This window comes from Geotalea daltonii FRC-32 (assembly GCF_000022265.1).
Lineage (GTDB): Bacteria > Desulfobacterota > Desulfuromonadia > Geobacterales > Geobacteraceae > Geotalea > Geotalea daltonii.
Genome location: NC_011979.1, coordinates 1,380,125 through 1,399,316, shown reverse-complemented (window position 1 = coordinate 1,399,316; position 19,192 = coordinate 1,380,125). Strand labels below are relative to the sequence as shown.

18 protein-coding genes are annotated in these 19,192 nt (G+C 58.9%); all 18 read right to left on the bottom strand.

The genetic code is table 11. From position 1 onward, the window contains the following. Positions 1 to 57: 57 nt before the first annotated feature. The gene (locus GEOB_RS06365) at positions 58 to 1,461 is read right to left on the bottom strand and encodes an NADH-quinone oxidoreductase subunit N (RefSeq protein ID WP_012646364.1); all 1,404 of its coding nucleotides are present in this window, start codon (positions 1,459 to 1,461) and stop codon (positions 58 to 60) included. Then, positions 1,458 to 2,948, bottom strand: a complete 1,491-nt coding sequence (locus GEOB_RS06360; protein WP_012646363.1) for a complex I subunit 4 family protein — start codon at positions 2,946 to 2,948, stop codon at positions 1,458 to 1,460. Before GEOB_RS06360 ends, GEOB_RS06365 begins: the two co-directional genes overlap by 4 nt. Continuing rightward, positions 2,948 to 4,909 (bottom strand): NADH-quinone oxidoreductase subunit L, encoded by a 1,962-nt coding sequence (gene nuoL, locus GEOB_RS06355; RefSeq protein ID WP_012646362.1) that lies wholly within the window; start codon positions 4,907 to 4,909, stop codon positions 2,948 to 2,950. Before nuoL ends, GEOB_RS06360 begins: the two co-directional genes overlap by 1 nt. A gap of 4 nt (positions 4,910 to 4,913) precedes the next feature. Next, positions 4,914 to 5,222 (bottom strand): NADH-quinone oxidoreductase subunit NuoK, encoded by a 309-nt coding sequence (gene nuoK, locus GEOB_RS06350; protein WP_012646361.1) that lies wholly within the window; start codon positions 5,220 to 5,222, stop codon positions 4,914 to 4,916. A 47-nt stretch (positions 5,223 to 5,269) separates the two neighbouring features. Then, positions 5,270 to 5,755 (bottom strand): NADH-quinone oxidoreductase subunit J family protein, encoded by a 486-nt coding sequence (locus GEOB_RS06345; RefSeq protein WP_012646360.1) that lies wholly within the window; start codon positions 5,753 to 5,755, stop codon positions 5,270 to 5,272. A 91-nt stretch (positions 5,756 to 5,846) separates the two neighbouring features. Next, a complete protein-coding gene (gene nuoI, locus GEOB_RS06340; protein WP_012646359.1) occupies positions 5,847 to 6,377 on the bottom strand; it encodes an NADH-quinone oxidoreductase subunit NuoI in 531 nt (176 codons plus the stop codon). Between the two features lie 133 nt (positions 6,378 to 6,510). Continuing rightward, entirely contained in the window at positions 6,511 to 6,939 is a 429-nt protein-coding gene (locus tag GEOB_RS06335) for an ankyrin repeat domain-containing protein (RefSeq protein WP_012646358.1), read from the bottom strand. Between the two features lie 28 nt (positions 6,940 to 6,967). Further along, positions 6,968 to 7,972, bottom strand: coding sequence for an NADH-quinone oxidoreductase subunit NuoH (nuoH, locus tag GEOB_RS06330; protein ID WP_012646357.1), 1,005 nt, complete (start codon positions 7,970 to 7,972; stop codon positions 6,968 to 6,970). A gap of 12 nt (positions 7,973 to 7,984) precedes the next feature. Beyond that, entirely contained in the window at positions 7,985 to 9,877 is a 1,893-nt protein-coding gene (nuoG, locus tag GEOB_RS06325; protein ID WP_012646356.1) for an NADH-quinone oxidoreductase subunit NuoG, read from the bottom strand. A gap of 65 nt (positions 9,878 to 9,942) precedes the next feature. Continuing rightward, the gene (nuoF, locus tag GEOB_RS06320) at positions 9,943 to 11,205 is read right to left on the bottom strand and encodes an NADH-quinone oxidoreductase subunit NuoF (protein WP_012646355.1); all 1,263 of its coding nucleotides are present in this window, start codon (positions 11,203 to 11,205) and stop codon (positions 9,943 to 9,945) included. Positions 11,206 to 11,297: 92 nt separating this feature from the next. Next, positions 11,298 to 11,642: a DUF488 domain-containing protein gene (locus GEOB_RS06315; protein ID WP_012646354.1), complete on the bottom strand. Its 345-nt coding sequence runs from the start codon at positions 11,640 to 11,642 to the stop codon at positions 11,298 to 11,300. After that, positions 11,639 to 12,148: an NADH-quinone oxidoreductase subunit NuoE gene (gene nuoE, locus GEOB_RS06310; RefSeq protein WP_012646353.1), complete on the bottom strand. Its 510-nt coding sequence runs from the start codon at positions 12,146 to 12,148 to the stop codon at positions 11,639 to 11,641. Before nuoE ends, GEOB_RS06315 begins: the two co-directional genes overlap by 4 nt. 117 nt (positions 12,149 to 12,265) lie before the next feature. Then, complete coding sequence (locus tag GEOB_RS06305) at positions 12,266 to 14,644, bottom strand: NADH-quinone oxidoreductase subunit B/C/D (protein ID WP_012646352.1); 2,379 nt, start codon at positions 14,642 to 14,644, stop codon at positions 12,266 to 12,268. A gap of 82 nt (positions 14,645 to 14,726) precedes the next feature. Further along, positions 14,727 to 15,155: an NADH-quinone oxidoreductase subunit A gene (locus tag GEOB_RS06300; RefSeq protein WP_012646351.1), complete on the bottom strand. Its 429-nt coding sequence runs from the start codon at positions 15,153 to 15,155 to the stop codon at positions 14,727 to 14,729. A 96-nt stretch (positions 15,156 to 15,251) separates the two neighbouring features. Continuing rightward, positions 15,252 to 15,704: a thioredoxin family protein gene (locus GEOB_RS06295; protein WP_012646350.1), complete on the bottom strand. Its 453-nt coding sequence runs from the start codon at positions 15,702 to 15,704 to the stop codon at positions 15,252 to 15,254. A gap of 314 nt (positions 15,705 to 16,018) precedes the next feature. Further along, on the bottom strand, positions 16,019 to 17,458 hold the full coding sequence (gene gcvPB / locus GEOB_RS06290; protein ID WP_012646349.1) for an aminomethyl-transferring glycine dehydrogenase subunit GcvPB: 1,440 nt from the start codon (positions 17,456 to 17,458) through the stop codon (positions 16,019 to 16,021). Continuing rightward, complete coding sequence (gene gcvPA / locus GEOB_RS06285) at positions 17,455 to 18,783, bottom strand: aminomethyl-transferring glycine dehydrogenase subunit GcvPA (protein ID WP_012646348.1); 1,329 nt, start codon at positions 18,781 to 18,783, stop codon at positions 17,455 to 17,457. Before gcvPA ends, gcvPB begins: the two co-directional genes overlap by 4 nt. After that, positions 18,783 to 19,157: a glycine cleavage system protein GcvH gene (gene gcvH / locus GEOB_RS06280; RefSeq protein WP_012646347.1), complete on the bottom strand. Its 375-nt coding sequence runs from the start codon at positions 19,155 to 19,157 to the stop codon at positions 18,783 to 18,785. The genes gcvPA and gcvH overlap by 1 nt, the downstream gene beginning before the upstream one ends. Positions 19,158 to 19,192: the final 35 nt, after the last annotated feature.

Sequence of the window (19,192 nt, the reverse complement as noted above, 5' to 3'; positions counted from 1 at the left end):
CAGGATGCAGGGGGGTATCTGGTTGCCCTGTTTCCTGCCGCATTGATTACCGGGGATTCAGGGGATGAGTTTGCCGATTACCTGGAGTAGCGGAGGGGGATAGATGCCGATGGCGAACACGGCTGCCGCCGAAGCGGCAAGGGCGAGGGATTCGGTGGCGGAGATCTTGCCGTTGCCCGGCGAGACTGCAGCGTGCATGTAGAGGTTGACCACCACCCGCAGGTAGTAGAAGGCCGAGGTTGCGGCCGTGAGAATGCCTATGACGGCCAGGGGAATCTCGCCCCCCCTGAAGGCTGAGTAGAAAATGAAAAACTTGCCGATAAATCCCGCGGTGGGAGGAATCCCGGCCAGGGCAAACATGGCCAGGGCCAGCACCGCCGCCGGAAACGGCCTGCCGTAACCCATCCCCTGCAGATCGCCGATCTCCTCCCCCGCCTCCCCCCGGCAAAGAACTGCCACAGCCCCGAATGCCGCCAAGTTCATGGCCGTGTAGGCCACCACATAGAAGATGACCGCCGTAAAGCCATCCTCCGTTCCGGTCAAAAGCGCCAGCACCACGTAGCCCATCTGGGCGATGGAAGAATAGGCCAGCATCCGCTTGACGTTGGACTGCAGCAGCGCCGCCAGGTTACCAACCACCATGGAAAGTAGCGACAGCCACCAGAGCGGCCCATGGAGGGCCTTAAATCCGTCGCCCCCCAAGAGGAGCAGGAGGAGGAAAGCAATGGCCGCACCTTTGGAGGCGGTGGAAAGGAAGGCGACGACCGGTGTGGGCGCCCCCTGGTAAACGTCGGGGGTCCAGAGATGGGCCGGAACCAGGGAAATCTTGAAGGCGATGCCGGTGAGGAGCAGTCCCCAACCGGCAAGGGCAAGGGGATCGGAGCCTCCTCCAAGGGTCAGTCGGGCCACCTCCCGCGTATCCAGGGTCCCTGCCGCAGCATAGAGGAGAGCGATGCCGAAGGCGATGCAGGCAGCGGAAATGGCGCCGAGCAGGAGGTACTTGAGACCCGCCTCCGCTGATCCGGTACTGTTCAGGTCCATGGCAACGAGGATGTAAAAGGCGAAAGTCATGGCCTCGACACCGAGGAACAGGGTAAGGAGGTTGGTGGAGGCGCTGACCGTTACCATGCCGAAGGCGGCAAAAAGCACCGTCGCCGGATATTCTTCACCCTGGATGCGGCGTTCCCTGTTGTACTGGTGGGAAAGGAGCAGGGTCACGGCGGCAGCCAGGAGGAATAGCGTACTGAAGAAGCGGGCAAAGGGGCCAAAGACGATGCCCAGTGTTGGTGAAGCGGGTATCGGCGGCATGACCACGGTCCAGACGGCGGCGCCGAGGGTAGCGACAACGCCGAGGCCGGTGCAATGGCCCCCAGGCCTGACAGCACCGATGATGAGGATGAGCAGGGCACCTAAGGCCAGGATGGCCAGGGGCATGACACTCCACAGGTCGAAGGTGGTCATGGCCCCCCCCCTACGGTCAACAACTGCACCGGCGCCTGTACCAGTTCCAGTACCGGGCCGGGATGGACGCCCAGATACAGCGCCATCAGCGCCAGCACCGTAAGAAGCGCGCCCTCGCGCAGGGACAGGTCAGGCAGGGTCAGAGCCTGCCGCTCCCGGACAAAGAGCACCTCCTGCACCAGGCGCACCAGGTAGACGAGCCCGAGCACTACGCCGAAAAAGCCGACGGCAACGGCCCACGGAGCTATGGGGAAAGTACCCGTAAGAATGATGAATTCCCCGGCGAAGTTGTTCAGGCCGGGGAGCCCTGCAGAAGCCATGGCAAAGAAAAGGAAGAAAAAGGAGAGCATGGGGATTTTCCCCCATAATCCGCCGTAAGCATCGATTTCCCTGGTGCCGGTCCGCTCGTCCAGCATCCCAACCAGGGCAAAGAGCGCCCCGGTGGTGATGCCGTGGTTGACCATCTGCAGGATTGCGCCGGAGAGGGCCAGGGGCGTCCACGCGGCGATCCCTAAAGCAACGAAGCCCATGTGGCCGACGCTGGAATAGGCCACCAGCCGCTTCATGTCCCGTTGGGCATAGGCGACCCACGAGCCGTAAATGATGCCGATTATTGCCAGGGTAAAAAGCAGCGTTGCGCTTGCCTTCGCTGCCTGTGGAAAAAGCGGAAAACCGAATCGGATCAGTCCGTAGGCGCCGGTTTTCAGGAGCAGCCCCGCCAGGATTACGCTGCCTGCGGTGGGGGCGTCGGTATGAGCATCGGGAAGCCAGGTATGGACGGGGAAAAGTGGTACCTTGATGGCGAAAGCCAGGAGGAAAGCGGCGAAGAGCCATCCGGCTGTGGTGGGCTCAATACGGGTCTGGAGCAGCGCCGGCAGGGCAAAGGTATAGCTGCCGCTCTGGGCGCCGTGGATGAGATAAAGGGCGATGATCGCCAGGAGCATGAGCAGCGATCCGGCAAGGGTGTAGAGGAAGAACTTCACCGCCGAATAGATGCGCCGCCCGTGCCCCCAGATGCCGATGAGCAGGAACATGGGAATCAGCATCACCTCCCAGAACAGGTAGAAGAGAACCAGGTCCAGGGAGAGAAAGACCCCCATGATGCCGGTTTCCATGATGAGAATCGTGGCATAGTGCAGCGCCACCCGATCCTTTATGCTGCGCCAGGAAACGAGCATGGCCATAAGAGTGATAAGGGAGGTCAGAAGCACCATCAAAAGGCTGATGCCGTCCAGGCCAAGGGTATAGCGGATGCCGAGACGATCGATCCAGGGGTAGTCCTCCACCAGCAGCAAAGCTAAGCCGGGAACGGCATTGGTAACCGATCCGACGGAGAGAAGGAGCATGACGCAGATGAGCAGTTCAGCCAGAGCCGTGGCAATGGCGATGATCCTGGCTATCCGGTGCTGCTGCCCGAAAGGCAGCAGACAGAGCCCCCCGACCAGGGGGAGGAAGACCAGTATGGAGAGCAACGGCAGCTCGGCCATCACCACACCACCCATGCCAGGTATCCGAGAATCAGGGCGCCCCCGGCAGCGAAACTAATGATGTACAGAGAGACTTGGCCGGTGGTCCAGCACCCCACGTCCCTTCCCACCCGCCCCAGGATCTCCGCCAGCCGGTCCAGGGCATCGTCTATGACCCCTTCGTCAATCCGTTGCCACAATATGCCCGCCAACGCCTTATAGGGGCGGACGAACAGCAGGCGGTAAAGATCATCCGCATACCAGCCCCTGAGGAGAAAGGCGTTGAGGCCGCTTTCCGGTTGCGCAGCAGCGGCAATAACCCGGTCCCGCCTCTTCCCATAACGCATATGGGCAACGGCAAGGCCTGCCAGAGCCGCGACCGTGGCGACTGCCTGCAGCACCAGTTCAATGGCGTGTCCCGCCCCAGCCGATTCCTTGCTTACCGTGCCGGAAAGAAAGTCTTCCAGCCAGCCGGGACCCAGGTAGGCAGGCAGATTGAGCAGTCCGCCGCACAGGGCCAGGATCGCCAGGGGAATGAGCATCAGCTCCATTACCCGCGGCGGCTGTACAAAGCCCTCCCCCTTTGACAAAGGGGGATAGAGGGGGATTTTATGTGAAACTGCAGAATAAATCCCCCCTGTCCCCCCTTTTTCTAGGGGGGGGAGGTGATGGGTGCTGCCGCCAAAGACCAGATAGACCATGCGAAAGGTGTAGATGGAGGTAATGAGCGCCGTCACAAGCCCCAGGATGTAGAGCCCGCCATACAGGGTTCCCCCCTTCTCCCAGGCCGCCAGGAGAATGGAATCCTTGCTGAAAAATCCGCCGGTGAGGGGAATACCGGCCAGGCAGGCGGCACCGGCGAGAAAGGGCCAGAAGGTGAGCGGCAGGCGACTGCGCAAGCCCCCCATGCGGAAAATGTCCTGTTCATGGTGCATTGTGGCTATGACGCAGCCGGCGGCGAGGAAGAGCAGTGCCTTGAAAAAGGCATGAACGAGGAGATGGAAGGTGGCGGCGGAGATGGCGCCACAGCCGACGCCGAGCATCATATAGCCGATCTGGCTGATGGTGGAATAGGCGAGGATGCGTTTCAGGTCCCGCTGGGCCAGAGCACAGGTGGCCGCGTAAAAGGCGGTCAGGGCGCCGGTGAGGGCGATGGCTGCCTGCACCGTTGTTGACATTCCGATGAGCGGAAACATCCGGGCCAGGAGGTAGACCCCGGCGGTGACCATGGTGGCTGCGTGGATCTGGGCAGAGACAGGGGTCGGGCCGGCCATGGCATCGGGAAGCCAGACCATGAGCGGCAGCTGGGCCGACTTGCCCATGGCCCCGAAAAGCAGCAGCAACCCCAAGGCGGTGATGACACCGACCGGCATCAGGAAACCGAGACCGTTCAATTCGGTAATGGATACGGTGTGAAAGAGCTGGAACATCCAGAAAATGGCAATGCCGAAGGCGGTATCGCCGATGCGGGTGACGATGAAGGCCTTGCGTCCGGCAGTGGCGTTTTTCTCCTCCCGATACCAGAAGCCAATCAGGGCGTAGGAACAGAAGCCGACCCCCTCCCACCCCAGATAAAGTAACGGCAGGTTCTCCGCCAGCACCAGCACCAGCATGGCGAAGACGAACAGGTTGAGCAGGGCGAAGTAACGGACGTAATCGGGATCACCGGCCATGTAGCCGACGGAGTAAACGTGAATCAGGCCGCAGACGAAGGTGATCATCAGCACCATGACCAGCGCCAGCGGGTCCAGGTAGAGGCTGATGGGTGCCTCGAAATCGAATGCGGCTAGCCAGGAAGCAAGCTTGACGGTTGTGGGGGTCTGGTAAGCACCATAGGCTAGCAGGCTGCAGACAAAAGACCCCCAGACCACACCGCAGGCGAGCAGCTCAGATATGCGGCGGGGCAGTTTGCTGCCTACGACGGCATTGATTATTCCCCCAATCAGGGGCAGCAGGATTATGAGGGCCAGGTAGAGTTTCAAATCGTCAGCCTTTCATGCTGTTGAAGTCATCCGCATTAACGGTTTTCCGCCACCGGTGCAGGTAGACCACCAGCGCCAGGGCCAGTGACACCTCGGCGGAGGTCATGGCCATGATCATCAGGGAGAAGACCTGACCGTCGGCTGTCCCCCAGCGGTTGGCAGCGCCGACGAAGGCGAGCATGGCCGCATTGAGCATGATCTCGATGCCGATCAGCATCATGATGATATTCATTCGCCAGACCATGGTGCAGACCAGGCCAAGGACGAAGAGAATGCCAGCCAAAATCAGGATATGCAACAGGGGCACGATCATTCCGTTTAACCTCGAACCTTAAACTTCGAACATCGAACTATATTTTTTCACCTGCGCCTCCCGAGATATAGCGCACCCACCAGGGCAAAGAGGAGCTGCATGGAAATAATCTCCACGGCAATGCCGTACTTCTGGAAAAGGGTGCGGCTAAAGTCGCGGATGCCGATTTCTGCCACCTCCCCCGGCACTGCCTGCTGACGGGCCATAACCAGTGTGATGAAAGCTGCCAGGATGATTCCCCCAAGAAGGATGGCCGGCCACCAGTGGGCAAAGCGCGGCAGGCCGATCTTTTCCGGGTGGCTCAGGTCCAACATCATTATGACGAACATGAACAGCACCATGATGGCACCGGCATAGATGATGACCTCGAAAACCGCCACCAGCGGCGCACTGAGCAGGAAGAAGATCACCGCCAGGGCAAAGAACGAGGTAACCAGGTAGACGATGGCATGCACCGCATGCTTTTCGGTAATGGCAAAAATGGTGGCAACGACCGTCACCGCCGCCAGGATGTAGAAGAGTGCCTGTTCCATGGTGAGTCAATCCTGTAGGAGCAACCCCGTGTGGTTGCCCTGGTGTTCTGTATGGGTAGTGAGGGCGGCCACGCGGGGCCGCCCCTACAAATCAGGGTAATAACCCCCGCGGGTCCACGGTTGGTTCCTCATCCACATTGCCCCCCCGTGGGTTGACCACGCCAATCCCCGCATGGCGGTAGAAATTGTAGCTATCGTCCTTGCCGCAGCCGTCGATGAGCAGGTCTTCCTTCTCGTAAATCATCTCCATGATGTCCCGCTTGCAGAACTCGTAGTCGGTGGTCATCTGGATGGCCAGGGTCGGGCAGGCCTCGGCGCAGAGGCCGCAGTAAATGCAGCGGGCGAAATTGATGCGGAACCACTCGGCATAGCGCCGCCCGTTGGGACCTTCCACCGACTGCATGGAGATGCAGTCCACCGGGCAGGCAGCAGAACAGAGGTAACAGGCCACGCAGCGTTCGCCGCCGTCCGGGTCACGGGTGAGGACGATCCGCGCCCGGAAGCGGGGATAGGGCGTCCGTTTTTCCTCCGGATACTGGATGGTCACCGGCTTGCGGAAGATGTGCTTCCAGGTGGTCCACAGGCCGAGCGACAGCGCTTTTATGTCCGCAAAGACAGACATGAATCTCCTCAACAGTCTTTAAATGGCTTTGAAAAACGTAATGGGACCCACAGGGCCTAAAGAGGCCGATATGCAAGGCCCGAGCGAGTGAAAACACCGCAGATCGGCCCTGCAGTAGTTTTTCAAAGCCATTTTACCCAATGGCATGGGGCTTGGCTCTCAACACCTTTTTAAGTATCCCGGCAGTGTCCGGATGATCATTGCTTTCTGCATAAATATATGCTGTGTTGCCTGCCAGGGTTCGGGCATTGACATCCGCCCCGGAACTCAAAAGATCCTGGACACATTCGTTGCAGCCGTAAATTGCGGCAAGCATCAGCGGTGTATGCCATTCCCGGTCTCGCGGGTCCACTTCGGCCCCCGCCGCCAGGAGCTCCTTGATGGCAATGGCCCTGCCGTTGGCTGCGGCGTAATGAAGGGCCGTTTTGCCTTTGTTGCTCTTGGCATTGAGATCGGCCCCGCGGCTGACAAGATCCTTGATTGCCCCCACATCCCCTGATTTTGCCGCCTCAATCAGGGGAGTGTGCCCGTGGTCATCGATTTCATTCAAATTCTCACTCATTGCATCTCCTCCTTTTACATCTGAATGGTTAATATCGGAAGCTCCCGGAAAGCGTTAAGTACCAGCCGGTTACCACAATGTTGACCAGCGCCAGTGGCGTCAGCAGTTTCCATCCCAGATGCATGAGCTGGTCGTAGCGCAGCCGCGGCAAAGTGCCGCGTACCCAGATAAAAAGGAAGGTGAACGCCAGGGTCTTGAGGAAGAACCAGACGACAGGCGGAAGCAGTGGACCGTGCCAGCCCCCGAGGAAAAAGGTTGTGGCCAGGGCACCGAGGACGATGATGTTGATATATTCGCCGACGAAGAACAGGCCGAAGCGCATTCCCGAGTATTCGGAATGGAAACCCGCCACCAATTCCCCTTCCGCTTCGGGAAGGTCGAAGGGTATGCGCCTGCATTCGGCAATGATGCTGATGAGGAAGATGACGAATGCCAATGGTTGGTAAACTATGAACCAGACGCCTGCCTGGGCGTTGACGATCTCGGAAAGGCGAAAGGAGCGGGCGAGCATCACTACCGGCACCAGCGAGAGTCCCATGGAAAGCTCGTAGGAGATGAGCTGGGCAAGACCGCGGATGCTGCCGAGAAGGGCATACTTGGAATTGGAGGCCCATCCCCCCAAGGCAACGCCATAGACGGCAATGGATGAAAGGGCCATGAAAAAAAGAATCCCAACGTGCAGATCAGCCACCTGCATGGGGATCTGCCGGCCGAAGAGAGTCACCGGTGCGCCGAAGGGAATGATGGCGAAGGTCATGATGGCCGGAATTGCCGCCATGGCCGGAGCCAGGTAAAAGAGCCATTTGTCCGCCGCCGCAGGCAGCATGTCTTCCTTGGTCAGCATCTTGATCACATCGGCCACTGGCTGCAGAAGCCCCATGGGCCCGACCCGGTTCGGACCCTTCCGGTCCTGGATCCAGCCCAGGATGCGTCGTTCGGCAAAGACCAGGTAGGCCGCCGTGGTGAGGATGACGAGGAAGACGGCGCCGATCTTTGCCGCGATCAGCAGTATGTCCAGGGGATCAATGTTCACAGTAATTCACCATCATAATATGCTCAGGCCGCCGTTTTCCGCATCCAGATCGCGCAGCTTCTCCCATTGCCCGACAAGGGGTTCTACTATCTTCTCTCCGCTGAGGAGCTCTATCAGAGCGGCTATGATCTGCCAGGACGGCCGTACTTCGCCACCGGGTGGTGACAACCGGTGCACATGGGGTGGGTGGAGCGCCGGGTCGAGTCCTTTTATGGGCAGCCCGGGCTCCATCACCTTTTTGAAGCGCTGGGCTCGCCCTTCGTTATTGATGAAGGTGCCGTCCATTTCGATAGTAGTGGTGGCGGGAAGAAAAACTGAGGCTTTCCCGGTGAGATCCGAAGGCATATAATCGGCAATGGCCACAAAGGGAAGTTTTTCCACTAGGTCTGCCGCCAGGTCCGCCTCAAAGGCAATGATACCCTTTATTTTTCCACCGGCAACGGCGGTCTGCAGATCGCGGGCACCATGTTTCAATGACAAGCGTGCCGCGGCAAAGGCATTTGCTCCGGAAAGCATATAGGAAATTTTAGCGCCTGCATTGGCCGCCTTCTCGATGGTGGCTGTATCTGCCTGGGCGGTACCGCAGATCACCACCGGTCTTTTGAAATCCGCAAAAGGTATGGCAGAAAGGGAATCCACCGCCTCGACAACAATGCCGACCCCCGCCGTCAGTGCACTAACGTTGGCCTTCAGAAGAAAGACGCGTGCTCCGTTGCGCCATGCCTGGCGTACCGCCAGGGCCATCATCGCCCCTTCCGTCAGCAGGTCGCAGGCCATGACGACCACTGCATCGGCAGTCTGCACATCGGCCATGGAGGCGGAATTGGCTAGAGTAAGTTTTTCGACTGCCGCCTTAGCCTTGTCTGACTCATCTTTGTCGGTAAAAAAACAGAAGTTGCCGCTCCCCATTGTTTCCGCCAGCAGGGGAAGCATTACCAGCCCCTCCAGAGAAAGACGGGGAGAACCGACGACGGCGATACTTCCCTGGCCGTGCAGTGCCGTAACCTCCCCGAGCCTCTGGACAAGTGCATCAAGCGCCTGATCCCAGCTTGCCTCCACACCGTCTATGCCTGGAGCGCGTGGTCTGGCCGGGTCGTTGACCGGGTATTTTTCGAACCGCCCCCGGTCGCAGATGAACCAGCCGTTGACGGCATCGTTTCTGCGGGCCATGGTCTTGAGCAGCTCCCGGTAACGGGCCGCCGGAATGGTATTGCAGCCCAGGGAGCAGTGGGGGCAGATGGACGGAGCCATGTCGTAATCCCAGTAACGAGCGCGGAACCTTGCCGTCTTGTCGGTAAAAACGCCGGTAGGACAGATATCGACAAGATTGCCGGAAAAGGGGGACTGCAACTGTCCCTCCCTGAAGCGGCCGAAATATACCCGGCCGGCACTCCCCATGACGCCAAAATCTGTTCCGCCGGCAAAATCCTGGTAGAAGCGGGCGCAGCGGTAGCACTCAATGCAGCGGTTCATCTCGTGTTCGATGTACGGCCCCAGGAACTGGTTGTTGAAGGTCCGCTTCTTTCCCCGGTAGCGGCGGATACCGTGACCGCCGGCGATGGTGTAGTCCTGGAGCAGGCATTCGCCCCCCTCGTCGCAGACAGGGCAGTCGTGGGGGTGGTTGATCATCAGCCACTCGATGACCATTTGCCGCATCTTCGCCGCTTCGCCATCGGTGGTGGAAACCACCATGCCATCCTGGGCCGGGATCATGCACGACATCTGCACCCCTTTCACCGGCCCTTCCAGGAATTTCATGGCGCAAAGCCGGCACGCACCAACACTCCCCAGGGCGGGATGATAGCAGAAGTGGGGAATCCAGACGCCCACCTGCCTGGCCGCTTCCAGGACGTTGGTCCCGGCCGGCACCTCAACGGGTATGTTATCGATGGTCAATTTCGGCATAGGATTCTGTGTGTTTGACTTTAAAAAAGGCCCCTCTCCATCAAGGGAGTGGGGGTGTGAACGCATCACTTAAAGGGACAGCCATTCTTCCTGATATGTTCCCGGATCTCGTCCTTGAAGAGGCGCAGCAATCCTTCCACCGGGCCCATGGCTCCTGGGGCCAAGGCGCAGAAGGAATAGTTCAGATAATGGACATGCTCGCTCAATATCTCCAGGTCCTCCTCCCTCCCCCGACCCTGTTCCATGCGGGTCAACACCTCATGGACGAAGGGAAGCCCTTCCCGACAAGGGGTACACCAGCCGCACGATTCCCTGGCAAAAAAGCGGATCAGGTTGAGGGTGACGCCGACCATGCAGGTGTTTTCGTCGAAGACGACAATGCCGCCGGTGCCAAGCCGGGATCCCGCCTTGGCCACGGCATCGAAATCCATGGGGACGGCGAAGTGATCGGCAGTAAAAAAGGGGGTGGAAGCGCCGCCGGGAATGCAGGCCTTGAACTTCCTGCCGGGCAGCATGCCGCCGCACGGCCCGTCAATGATCTCCCCCAGGGTCATCCCCATGGGAAGCTCCACACAGACCGTATTCCGCACATGGCCGCTGATGCAGAAGAGCTTCGTTCCTGCTGCCTCGGGCACTTTCGCCAGACCTTTGAACCAGGCGGAACCTTTCGCGACAATCGCCGGGATATTCGACAGGGTCTCCACGTTGTTCACCACCGTCGGCCCGCCCCACAACCCTTTCACTGCCGGAAAAGGGGGCTTGGAGCGCGGGTTGGCCCGTTTTCCCTCCAGGGCATTCATCAGTGCCGTTTCCTCGCCGCAGATATAACGACCGGCGGAAACATGGACATCGATGGCACAGCTGAAGCCGCTCCCCATAATGTTGTCGCCGATGAATTCCGCCTTATCTGCCTCGGCAATCCCATGGCGAAGGTTGGCCGCCGCGGTTTCATAGCCACGACGGATGAAGATGAAGGCATGATGGACGCCGATGGCATAGCAGGCAAGGAGGATGCCTTCGATGAGGGAATAGGGATTGGCCTCCAGCAGCACCCGGTCCTTGTAGGTGCCCGGTTCCATTTCATCGCAGTTGCAGATGAGCCAGCGGGGACCGGGGAGATTGCGGGGGACAAAGGACCACTTCTTGCCGGTGGGAAACCCGGCCCCGCCGCGGCCACGCAGCCCCGAGTCGACAACCATCTGCTGCACGTCGTCCGGCGACAGCCCCCCGAGCGCCTTCTTCAGAGCCTCGAATCCACCGTCACCGCAATACTCGGCAAAGGTCGCTGCCCGGCCGGGCCGGTTATGTCGAAAAAGAACCTGTTCCATAGCTGCCTTGGAGGCAATATGCCCAAACTTAAGCTTCCATCAGTTCCCCCTCCCTCGATGGGAGGGGGCAAGGAGGAGGGTGATTTTCAGCATCAGGCATTGCCGACTAATTCCTTCAATACCGCCGCATTGTTATGCTCTTCGTCCTTGGCCGCATAAAGCAGGGTCACCGTTCGTTTTTCCGACTCGGCATGCAGCTTTGCCAGTTGTTCCCTTTGCCCCTGCAGCTCTTCTTCATAGCGGCGGCGAAATTCTTCCCATTTGGCTGGGTCGTGGCCGAACCAGGTACGCAACTCGCTGCTGGGGGCCAGTTCCTTGAGCCAGTCGTCAACCTGGGCCTTTTCCTTGGCCAGCCCCCGCGGCCAAAGACGATCGACCAAAAGCCGCCTGCCATCGGTTGCCTCGGGGGGGTCGTAAATCCTTTTGATCCTGATCATGGCATGCTCCTTGAGTGGCTGTCCGGCGTCTCTATTGCCGCCCCCCGAAACCAGCCGATCATCTCGGTCAACAGGGGTACGGTCAACTTGCCGTATATTTTCTCACCAATCATCATGGTCGGGCCGTCGCCGCAATTGCCCAGGCAGGCACAGGGGAGCAGGGTAAATTGTCCGTCCGCCGTGGTTTCTCCCGGCTTTATCCCCAGAAGTCCTGCCAGATGAGCCATCATCGTTTCCCCACCCATGGCCCAGCAGGAAATGGAGTCGCAGACGTGGATGACCTGCTTTCCCACCGGCTGGCGATAGATCATTTCGTAAAAGGTGGCCAATTCCTCCACCTGTAGCGGCGACAGGCCCAGCAAACCGGCAGCCTCCACAACCGCCTCGTCGGTCAGCCAGCCATAGTGGAGTTGCAGCTCCTTCATCACGTCAACTGCCGCCTCACGCGGGGTAACCCCATGGGCGATTCGGGATGCAAGTTCCTTTTTCAGCGATTCGGGTATCATTCTGTTCCTTCATAATTCCCCCCCTCTTAGTCTTAAGAGGGGGAACACACGTCCCTCCCCTCAGTCAAGGGGACCCGCAGGGCCTAAAGAGGACAGGAGGGGTTAAGCTTGTTTTTTTCATCTATCCACGTCGGCCAACACGAAATCAATGGACCCGATAATGGCCAGAAAATCGGCCAAAAGCCACCCCTTGCTCATGATAGGGAGTGCCTGGATGTGTGGAAAGCTCGGCGTCCTGATCCGCACCCGGTAGGGGATGTTGATACCGTCGGAAACGACGAAATAGCCGTTTTCTCCCTTGGGGGCTTCGATCGCCGCATAGGTTTCCCCCCTGGGCGGTGTCATGCCACGGGTTGAGTTGACGAAGTGATGGATCAGCGATTCTATATCATTGAGAGTGTCCGGTTTCTGGGGAATGGCATAGCGGTATTCTTCGCTGATCCAGCGCCCCCCCGGCATGTTCTCCAGGCACTGGCGAACGATGCGCAGGGACTGGCGCATCTCTTCCAGGCGCACCAGGTACCTTGCCCAGCAATCCCCACCCTCAGCCACTGCCACCTGGAAATCGAAACGGTCATAGCCGGCATAAGGCATCTTTTTGCGCAGATCCCAGTCAAAGCCGCAGGCACGCAGGTTAGGGCCGCTGATACCCCATTCCATAGCCTCTGCCCTCGTAATTACCCCCACCCCCTTGAGCCGGGCGGTAAAGATCGGGTTGCCGTTCAAGAGGTCTTCATATTCCTTCAGCCGCGGGGGAAACCAGGCCAGGAATTCCCGCACCGGCGCCTCCCACCCTTCAGGCAGATCTTCCACCACGCCGCCGATGCGGAACCAGGCGGGATGCATGCGGCCGCCGGTAATCATCTCGACGATGTCGAAGATCTTCTCCCGGTCGGTAAAGGTGTAGAAGACCGGGGTCATGGCGCCGATGTCGGCGGCAAAGGTACCGAGCCAGACCAGGTGGCTGGCGATGCGGAAGAGCTCGGCCAGCATGACCCTGACGGTGATCGCCCGATCGGGAACGGTGATGCTGCAAAGTTTTTCGACGCTGTTCACATAGGCCAGGTTGTTCTGCACCCCGGCCAGGTAATCGATGCGGTCCGTATAGGGAATGTACTGGTTCCAATGCTGCCTCTCCCCCATCTTTTCCGCCCCCCGGTGGTGGAAGCCGATATTGGAATCCATATCGACGATTTCCTCGCCATTGAGCTTGAGGATAAAGCGGATGACGCCGTGGGTGCCGGGATGCTGGGGACCCAGGTTGAGGATGAGGGTCTCCTCGTCGACCCGTTCGAAGAAGTCCCCCGCCGGCAGCGGCTGCAGCTTACGGGCATCGTCAAGGGTATAGGCGGGCATCTCAGTGGCGCGGAACGGATGCTCCTTGCGCAGGGGGTGCCCCTGCCACTCCTCGGGCATGAGAATGCGGCGCAAATTGGGATGACCGGCAACGTGGATGCCGTACATGTCGAATACTTCCCGCTCATACCAGTTGGCTGCGGGGAAGAGGCCTGTCACTGTCGGCAGTTGGGGCGTCGCGCCGGAGATCTCTGTTTTGATGCGGATGTGGCCAGGGGTGTCAAAGCAGAGCAGGTGGTAGTTGACCGTGAAATCCTGGAATTTCTCCCGTTGCCTCCGACATGAATCATCGACGGCAGCAATATCCTCCAGGCGGGCAAAGGCATTGCCACTGCGCTTTTTGAGGTGTCTCAGCACCTCCGGCACCAGTTCCGGCGGACAGCGATAGGTAAGCATGTCGGTGGCATCAGGGTCTACCTTCACCTGCTCGCCGAAAAGTCCTTCCAGTTCACCGGCAAGCCCGAAATCCGGGTACGGATGCTTTTCTGCCGGAGGCCGCCACATTTCGTCGGAGCGGGACAGCCAGAATTTGGGATGATTGACCGACGTCCCCCTTTTTGATGTTCCTTCCAAACCGGGACCACGGGTATCGCGGGATTTGGATATTCCATCCACGAGGATCGGCGCTGTAGTCCCCTGGCTCCCACCCTGCAGGTGCAGCACCGGCCGGGCCGGTCTCTCGTCGTTGCGGATCTTCTCCTGGAGCAGCAGCAGTCCCTGCATGAAGGCCTCGGGGCGCGGTGGACAGCCAGGCACGTACACATCCACCGGCAGGATCTGGTTCACCCCCTGAACAACGCTGTAGACGTCGTACATGCCGCCGGAATTGGCGCAACTCCCCATGGAGATAACCCAGCGTGGCTCGGCCATCTGTTCGTAGAGGGTGAGAATGGAGGGGGCCATCTTCTTGAAGACTGTGCCGGCAATGACCATCAGGTCCGCCTCCCGCGGAGTGCCACGCAGCACCTCGGCGCCAAAGCGGGAGATATCGTAGCGGGAGGTGAAGGAGGTCATCATTTCAACGAAACAGCAGGAGAGGCCGAAGAACATGGGCCAGAGCGAGTTGGCCCGCCCCCAGTTGATCAGGTCGTCCAGGTTGGTCAGGAGGATGTTGTCTGCCCTGTCGGCATCTGCGTGCATGCGTGTTCCTGATTTAGAAGCGGTTCTATGTTCTATGTTCTATGTTCTATGTTCTATGTTCTGGGTTCTGGGTTTCTGGCCTTTAATCTGGAACCTCGAACTTAGAACCTCGAACCGCCTTTCGTGGTCCCCATTCGAGCCCTCCCTTGAGCCAGAGCCAGGCCAGCCCCAGCAGCAGGATGACGATGAAGATCGTTATGTGAACAAGGCCGGGAAAACCGAGCTCATCCCAGGCCATTCCCCAGGTAAAGATAAACACTGCCTCCACATCGAAGACGATGAAAAATATGGCAACGAGATAAAAGGGGACAGGATATGCCAGGCGGGCAGTCCCGGTCGGAAAGATACCCGATTCATAGGGCTTCTGTTTTACCACCGTCCGTCTTTTGCTCCCCAGCCACCAGGCAACCAGCAGCAGGAACCCTACAAGCAGGGTTGCGACGGCAGTGTAAAGCGCCAGCGACAAGACTGCATCTGCTTGGGGGGATACGTGCTCCATTTGAAAAGGCATAGCTGATCCGAATTTATTCAATTTTTAAATATTAAACAAAGTGTAATGATAGCCCCAAAACGCCCCATGTCAACGCGTGGCACCGTTTATAACCGATCAGGCGGCATTTTTTCGGACCCAGTCAATGATCGTCTGCTTGGGACGCGTACCGCTCATGCTGGCGATGGTTTTTCCCTGCTTGAGAATGAGCAGTGCCGGTATGCCGCCTATGGCAAACCTGGCGGCAACGGCTGGGCTTTCCTCGGTATTTACTTGTACGACCGCCGCTTTTCCGGCAAGCTCCCTGGCAATGTCCCGCACCACCGGTGCGAAGTCGCGGCAGTGGGGTCACCAGGGTGCCCAGAATTCGGCAAGGACAGTGCCCTTATAGTTGGAGATGAAGGAGTCGAAAGATCTGTCGGTCAGTTGGACCGGTTGCAGGTAAAGGGGAGGAAGAGTGCCGCGGCAGTTGCCGCACTTTCCCGCTTGCCCTTCCCTGGCAGCGGGGACTCTGTTTCCCGTCTTGCATGACGGGCAGGTGACAAGGTAGGTGTGGCTGGTCTCAGTCATATTTATCCTCCATCGGCTAAAGAGTGGATAAGTAAACGAGAAACAGTGATGGTAGGTTCTTTCACAGGACCCCTGGAGCCGGCAGGGTTTCCGGAGCGGAGGTTCAGTCCGAGCGGCGAGCGGACACCCGCCCGCTGTCAGTTACAGGTTCATGAGTTACAATGTACCAGCAGACAGAGCACTGAAAGGGAAAGCTGTCAAGGTCCGCAGCTCGGAATGGGCCGGAGCGGAAGAAATCCTGCCGGTTCCTTCCTCCGAGGCAGCACACGAAAAGCAAAGCCCCCTTCCGGCTCACTCCTGAAGGGGGCTTTCATTCAGCCGAAGCAGACATTCTGTTCCCGCGCCGCTTTGGTCTCGTCGAGACGACCGACCGGCATCGTTATTGGCGCCTCGTGGAGCATGTCCGGGTTCGTTTCCGCCATCCTGGCCGCCTCGATCATAATCTCGATGAAGGCATCCATGGTTTCCTTGCTCTCGGTCTCGGTGGGTTCGATCATGATCGCCTCCTTGACGTTGAGGGGGAAATAGACAGTCGGCGGGTGGTAACCCCGGTCGATGAGGTATTTGGCAATGTCGATGGCATGCACCCCCTGCTTCACCTGCCGAGAGGCAGAGAAGACGCATTCGTGCATGCAGGTCTGATCGAACGGCACGTCGAAATGTCCTTTCAGCCGCGCCAGCATATAGTTGGCATTGAGCACTGCCTGTTCGCTCACCTGGATCAGACCCTCCCGTCCGAGCATGGTCATGTAGGCATAGGCCTTGACTATGACGCCGAAATTACCGAAGAAGTTGGCCACCCGGCCGATACTCTGCGAATTGTCCTTTTCCAGTCCGCATCTTCCGTCGGCATGTTTGACGATCCTGGGGCCGGGAAGAAAGGGAATCAATGCCTTTTTAACGCCTACCGGCCCACTGCCGGGACCGCCACCGCCATGGGGGGTGCCGAAGGTCTTGTGCAGATTCACATGGATGACGTCAAAACCCACATCGCCGGGGCGAACCTTGCCCAGGATCGCATTGAGATTAGCCCCGTCATAGTACATGAGGGCATCGTGCTCGTGGGCAATATCGCAAATCTCACTGATGTGAGGGTTGAATAAACCAAGGGTGTTGGGGCAGGTCATCATCACCGCAGCCACTTCCCCGTTCATGGCTGCCCGATAGGCATCAAGATCCATGTCGCCATAGGAAGCAGACGGGATGGTGATTACCTCGTAACCGACCATGGCCGCACTGGCAGGATTAGTGCCATGGGAGGAATCGGGAACTATGACATACTTCTTTTTGTTGCCTTTGGCCCGGTGATAGGCGGCGATGAGCATGATGCCGGTCATCTCGCCGTGGGCGCCAGCCAGGGGCTGGCAGCTGACCTCGTCCATGCCGGTTATTTCGGCAAGCAGGCGGGACACTTCCAGCAGGAGGCATAAAGATCCTTGGGCACTGGTGTCCCCTTCCGGCAGCAGGGCAGTCATGGGATGAGTGCCGGCGAACAGGGCCGCGGCATTTTCGGTTACCTTGGCGTTATACTTCATGGTGCAGGAGCCGAGGGGATAGAAATTGCCGTCCACAGAGAAGTTGCGCCGCGACAGTCCGGTGAAATGTCGGACCAGGTCCAGCTCGCTCACCTCTGGGAGTTGTGCAGGTTCAAAGCGCACAAGATTGTCCGGCAAAGGGGCAGCCTTGGGCACATCGGCTATAGGCAGCTTCAGGCCGCGCCTTCCCGGCACGGATTGTTCGAAAATCAGTTTCATAGTGACGCCTCCAGCGCCTCGGCCAGTGCCTCGATCTCGCCCCTGGACCGTTTTTCCGTCACCGTGACCACCATGCAGTTGGCCATGCCGGCATAGTATTCTCCAAGGGGCACCCCGGCAGCAATGCCCTTTTCCATAAGGGTTCGCACAACATCTGCAGCATCTTTCGGCAGTTCCAGAGTAAATTCATTGAAAGTTGCGCCACGGTTCAGGACTCTCACCCCCCTGATGGAGCCCAGTCTTTCCTTGGCGTACTCGGCCTTGTCCCGGTTGAGATTGGCCAGTTCCACCATCCCCTCCTTGCCGACGCTGGCAAGGAAGATCAGGCCGCGCAGGGCACAGAGGCTCTGGTTGCTGCAGATGTTGGAGGTGGCCTTGTGCCTCTTGATGTGCTGCTCCCTGGCCTGCAGTGTAAGAACAAAGCCGCGGCGGCCTTCCTTGTCGATGGTCTCGCCGATGATGCGGCCAGGCAGGTTGCGGATATATTTTTTCGTGGTGGCAATGAAACCGAAGGAGGGCCCGCCGAAGGCGAGGGGATTACCCAGGCTCTGTCCATCGCCGACGACGATATCGGCCCCCATTTCTCCGGGACTCTTGATTAGTCCCAGACTGATGGGATAGACCGAAGTTACGAGGAGCGCACCCTTGGCATGGGCAGCCTGGGAAATGGCTGTCAGGTCTTCGATGGAACCGAAGAAGTTTGGATTTTGCACCATGACTGCAGCCACATCCCCGGTGAGGGCCTCGGTCAGGGCCGAGCGGTCGGCACTGCCGGAACTGGTGGGTATCTCCACCATCTCGACTCCGATGTTCTTCAGGTAGGTGGCGACAATCTGCCGGGCAAAAGGGTTGACGGAGGCATCGATGACGACCCGGTTCCGGCCGGTGATGCGCAGGGCCATCATGGCCGCCTCTGCCAGTGCGGTGCCGCCGTCATAGAGGGATGCATTGCTCACCTCCATGCCGGTCAGTCTGCAGATGGCAGTCTGGTACTCGAAGAGTGCCTGCAGGGTCCCCTGGGAACATTCCGGCTGGTAAGGAGTATAGGCGGTATAAAACTCGGCGCGACCGGAGAGATGGTCCACAACCGCCGGAATATGATGATCGTAGTAACCGCCGCCGATGAAGTTGATCAGGTGCCGATCGCAAGCCGCCAACTCCTGCATCTTCACCAGCAGTTCCTGTTCCGAAATACCGGCAGGCAGATTGAAGGATTTTGCCCGTAGCGTATGGTGAATCGGCTCGAACAGCTCCTCGACACTGCCCTTGCCAATGGCGGCCAGCATCTCCCGGATATCTTCCGGCGTGTTGGGACAGTAACTCATCAGGCAAGCCCTTTCAGGTAGTTGTCGTATTCCTCTTTGCTCATCAGGTTCTTCACCTCGCCGAGGTCGGCCGGTTCCAGCCAGGCAATCCAGCCCGCTTCCTCGGCCGCCTCGTTGACAATCTCGGGGGCGCCTTCAAGGGCCTCGTTGATCTTGATCACCTTACCGGAAAGGGGGGCGTAGATGTCGCTGGCCGCTTTGACCGACTCAATGCCGGCAAGGACGTCAAACTGCTTGACCGTCTTACCCACCTGGGGAAGTTCGACAAAGGTGATGTCACCCAGTTCGCGGGCAGCATGCTCGCTGATGCCGACACTGGCAACGCCGTCCTTGATCTTGACCCACTCATGTTCCTTGCTGTAATACGTTTCCATGGCCATCCTCCCATATTATTTCAAATATGATGACA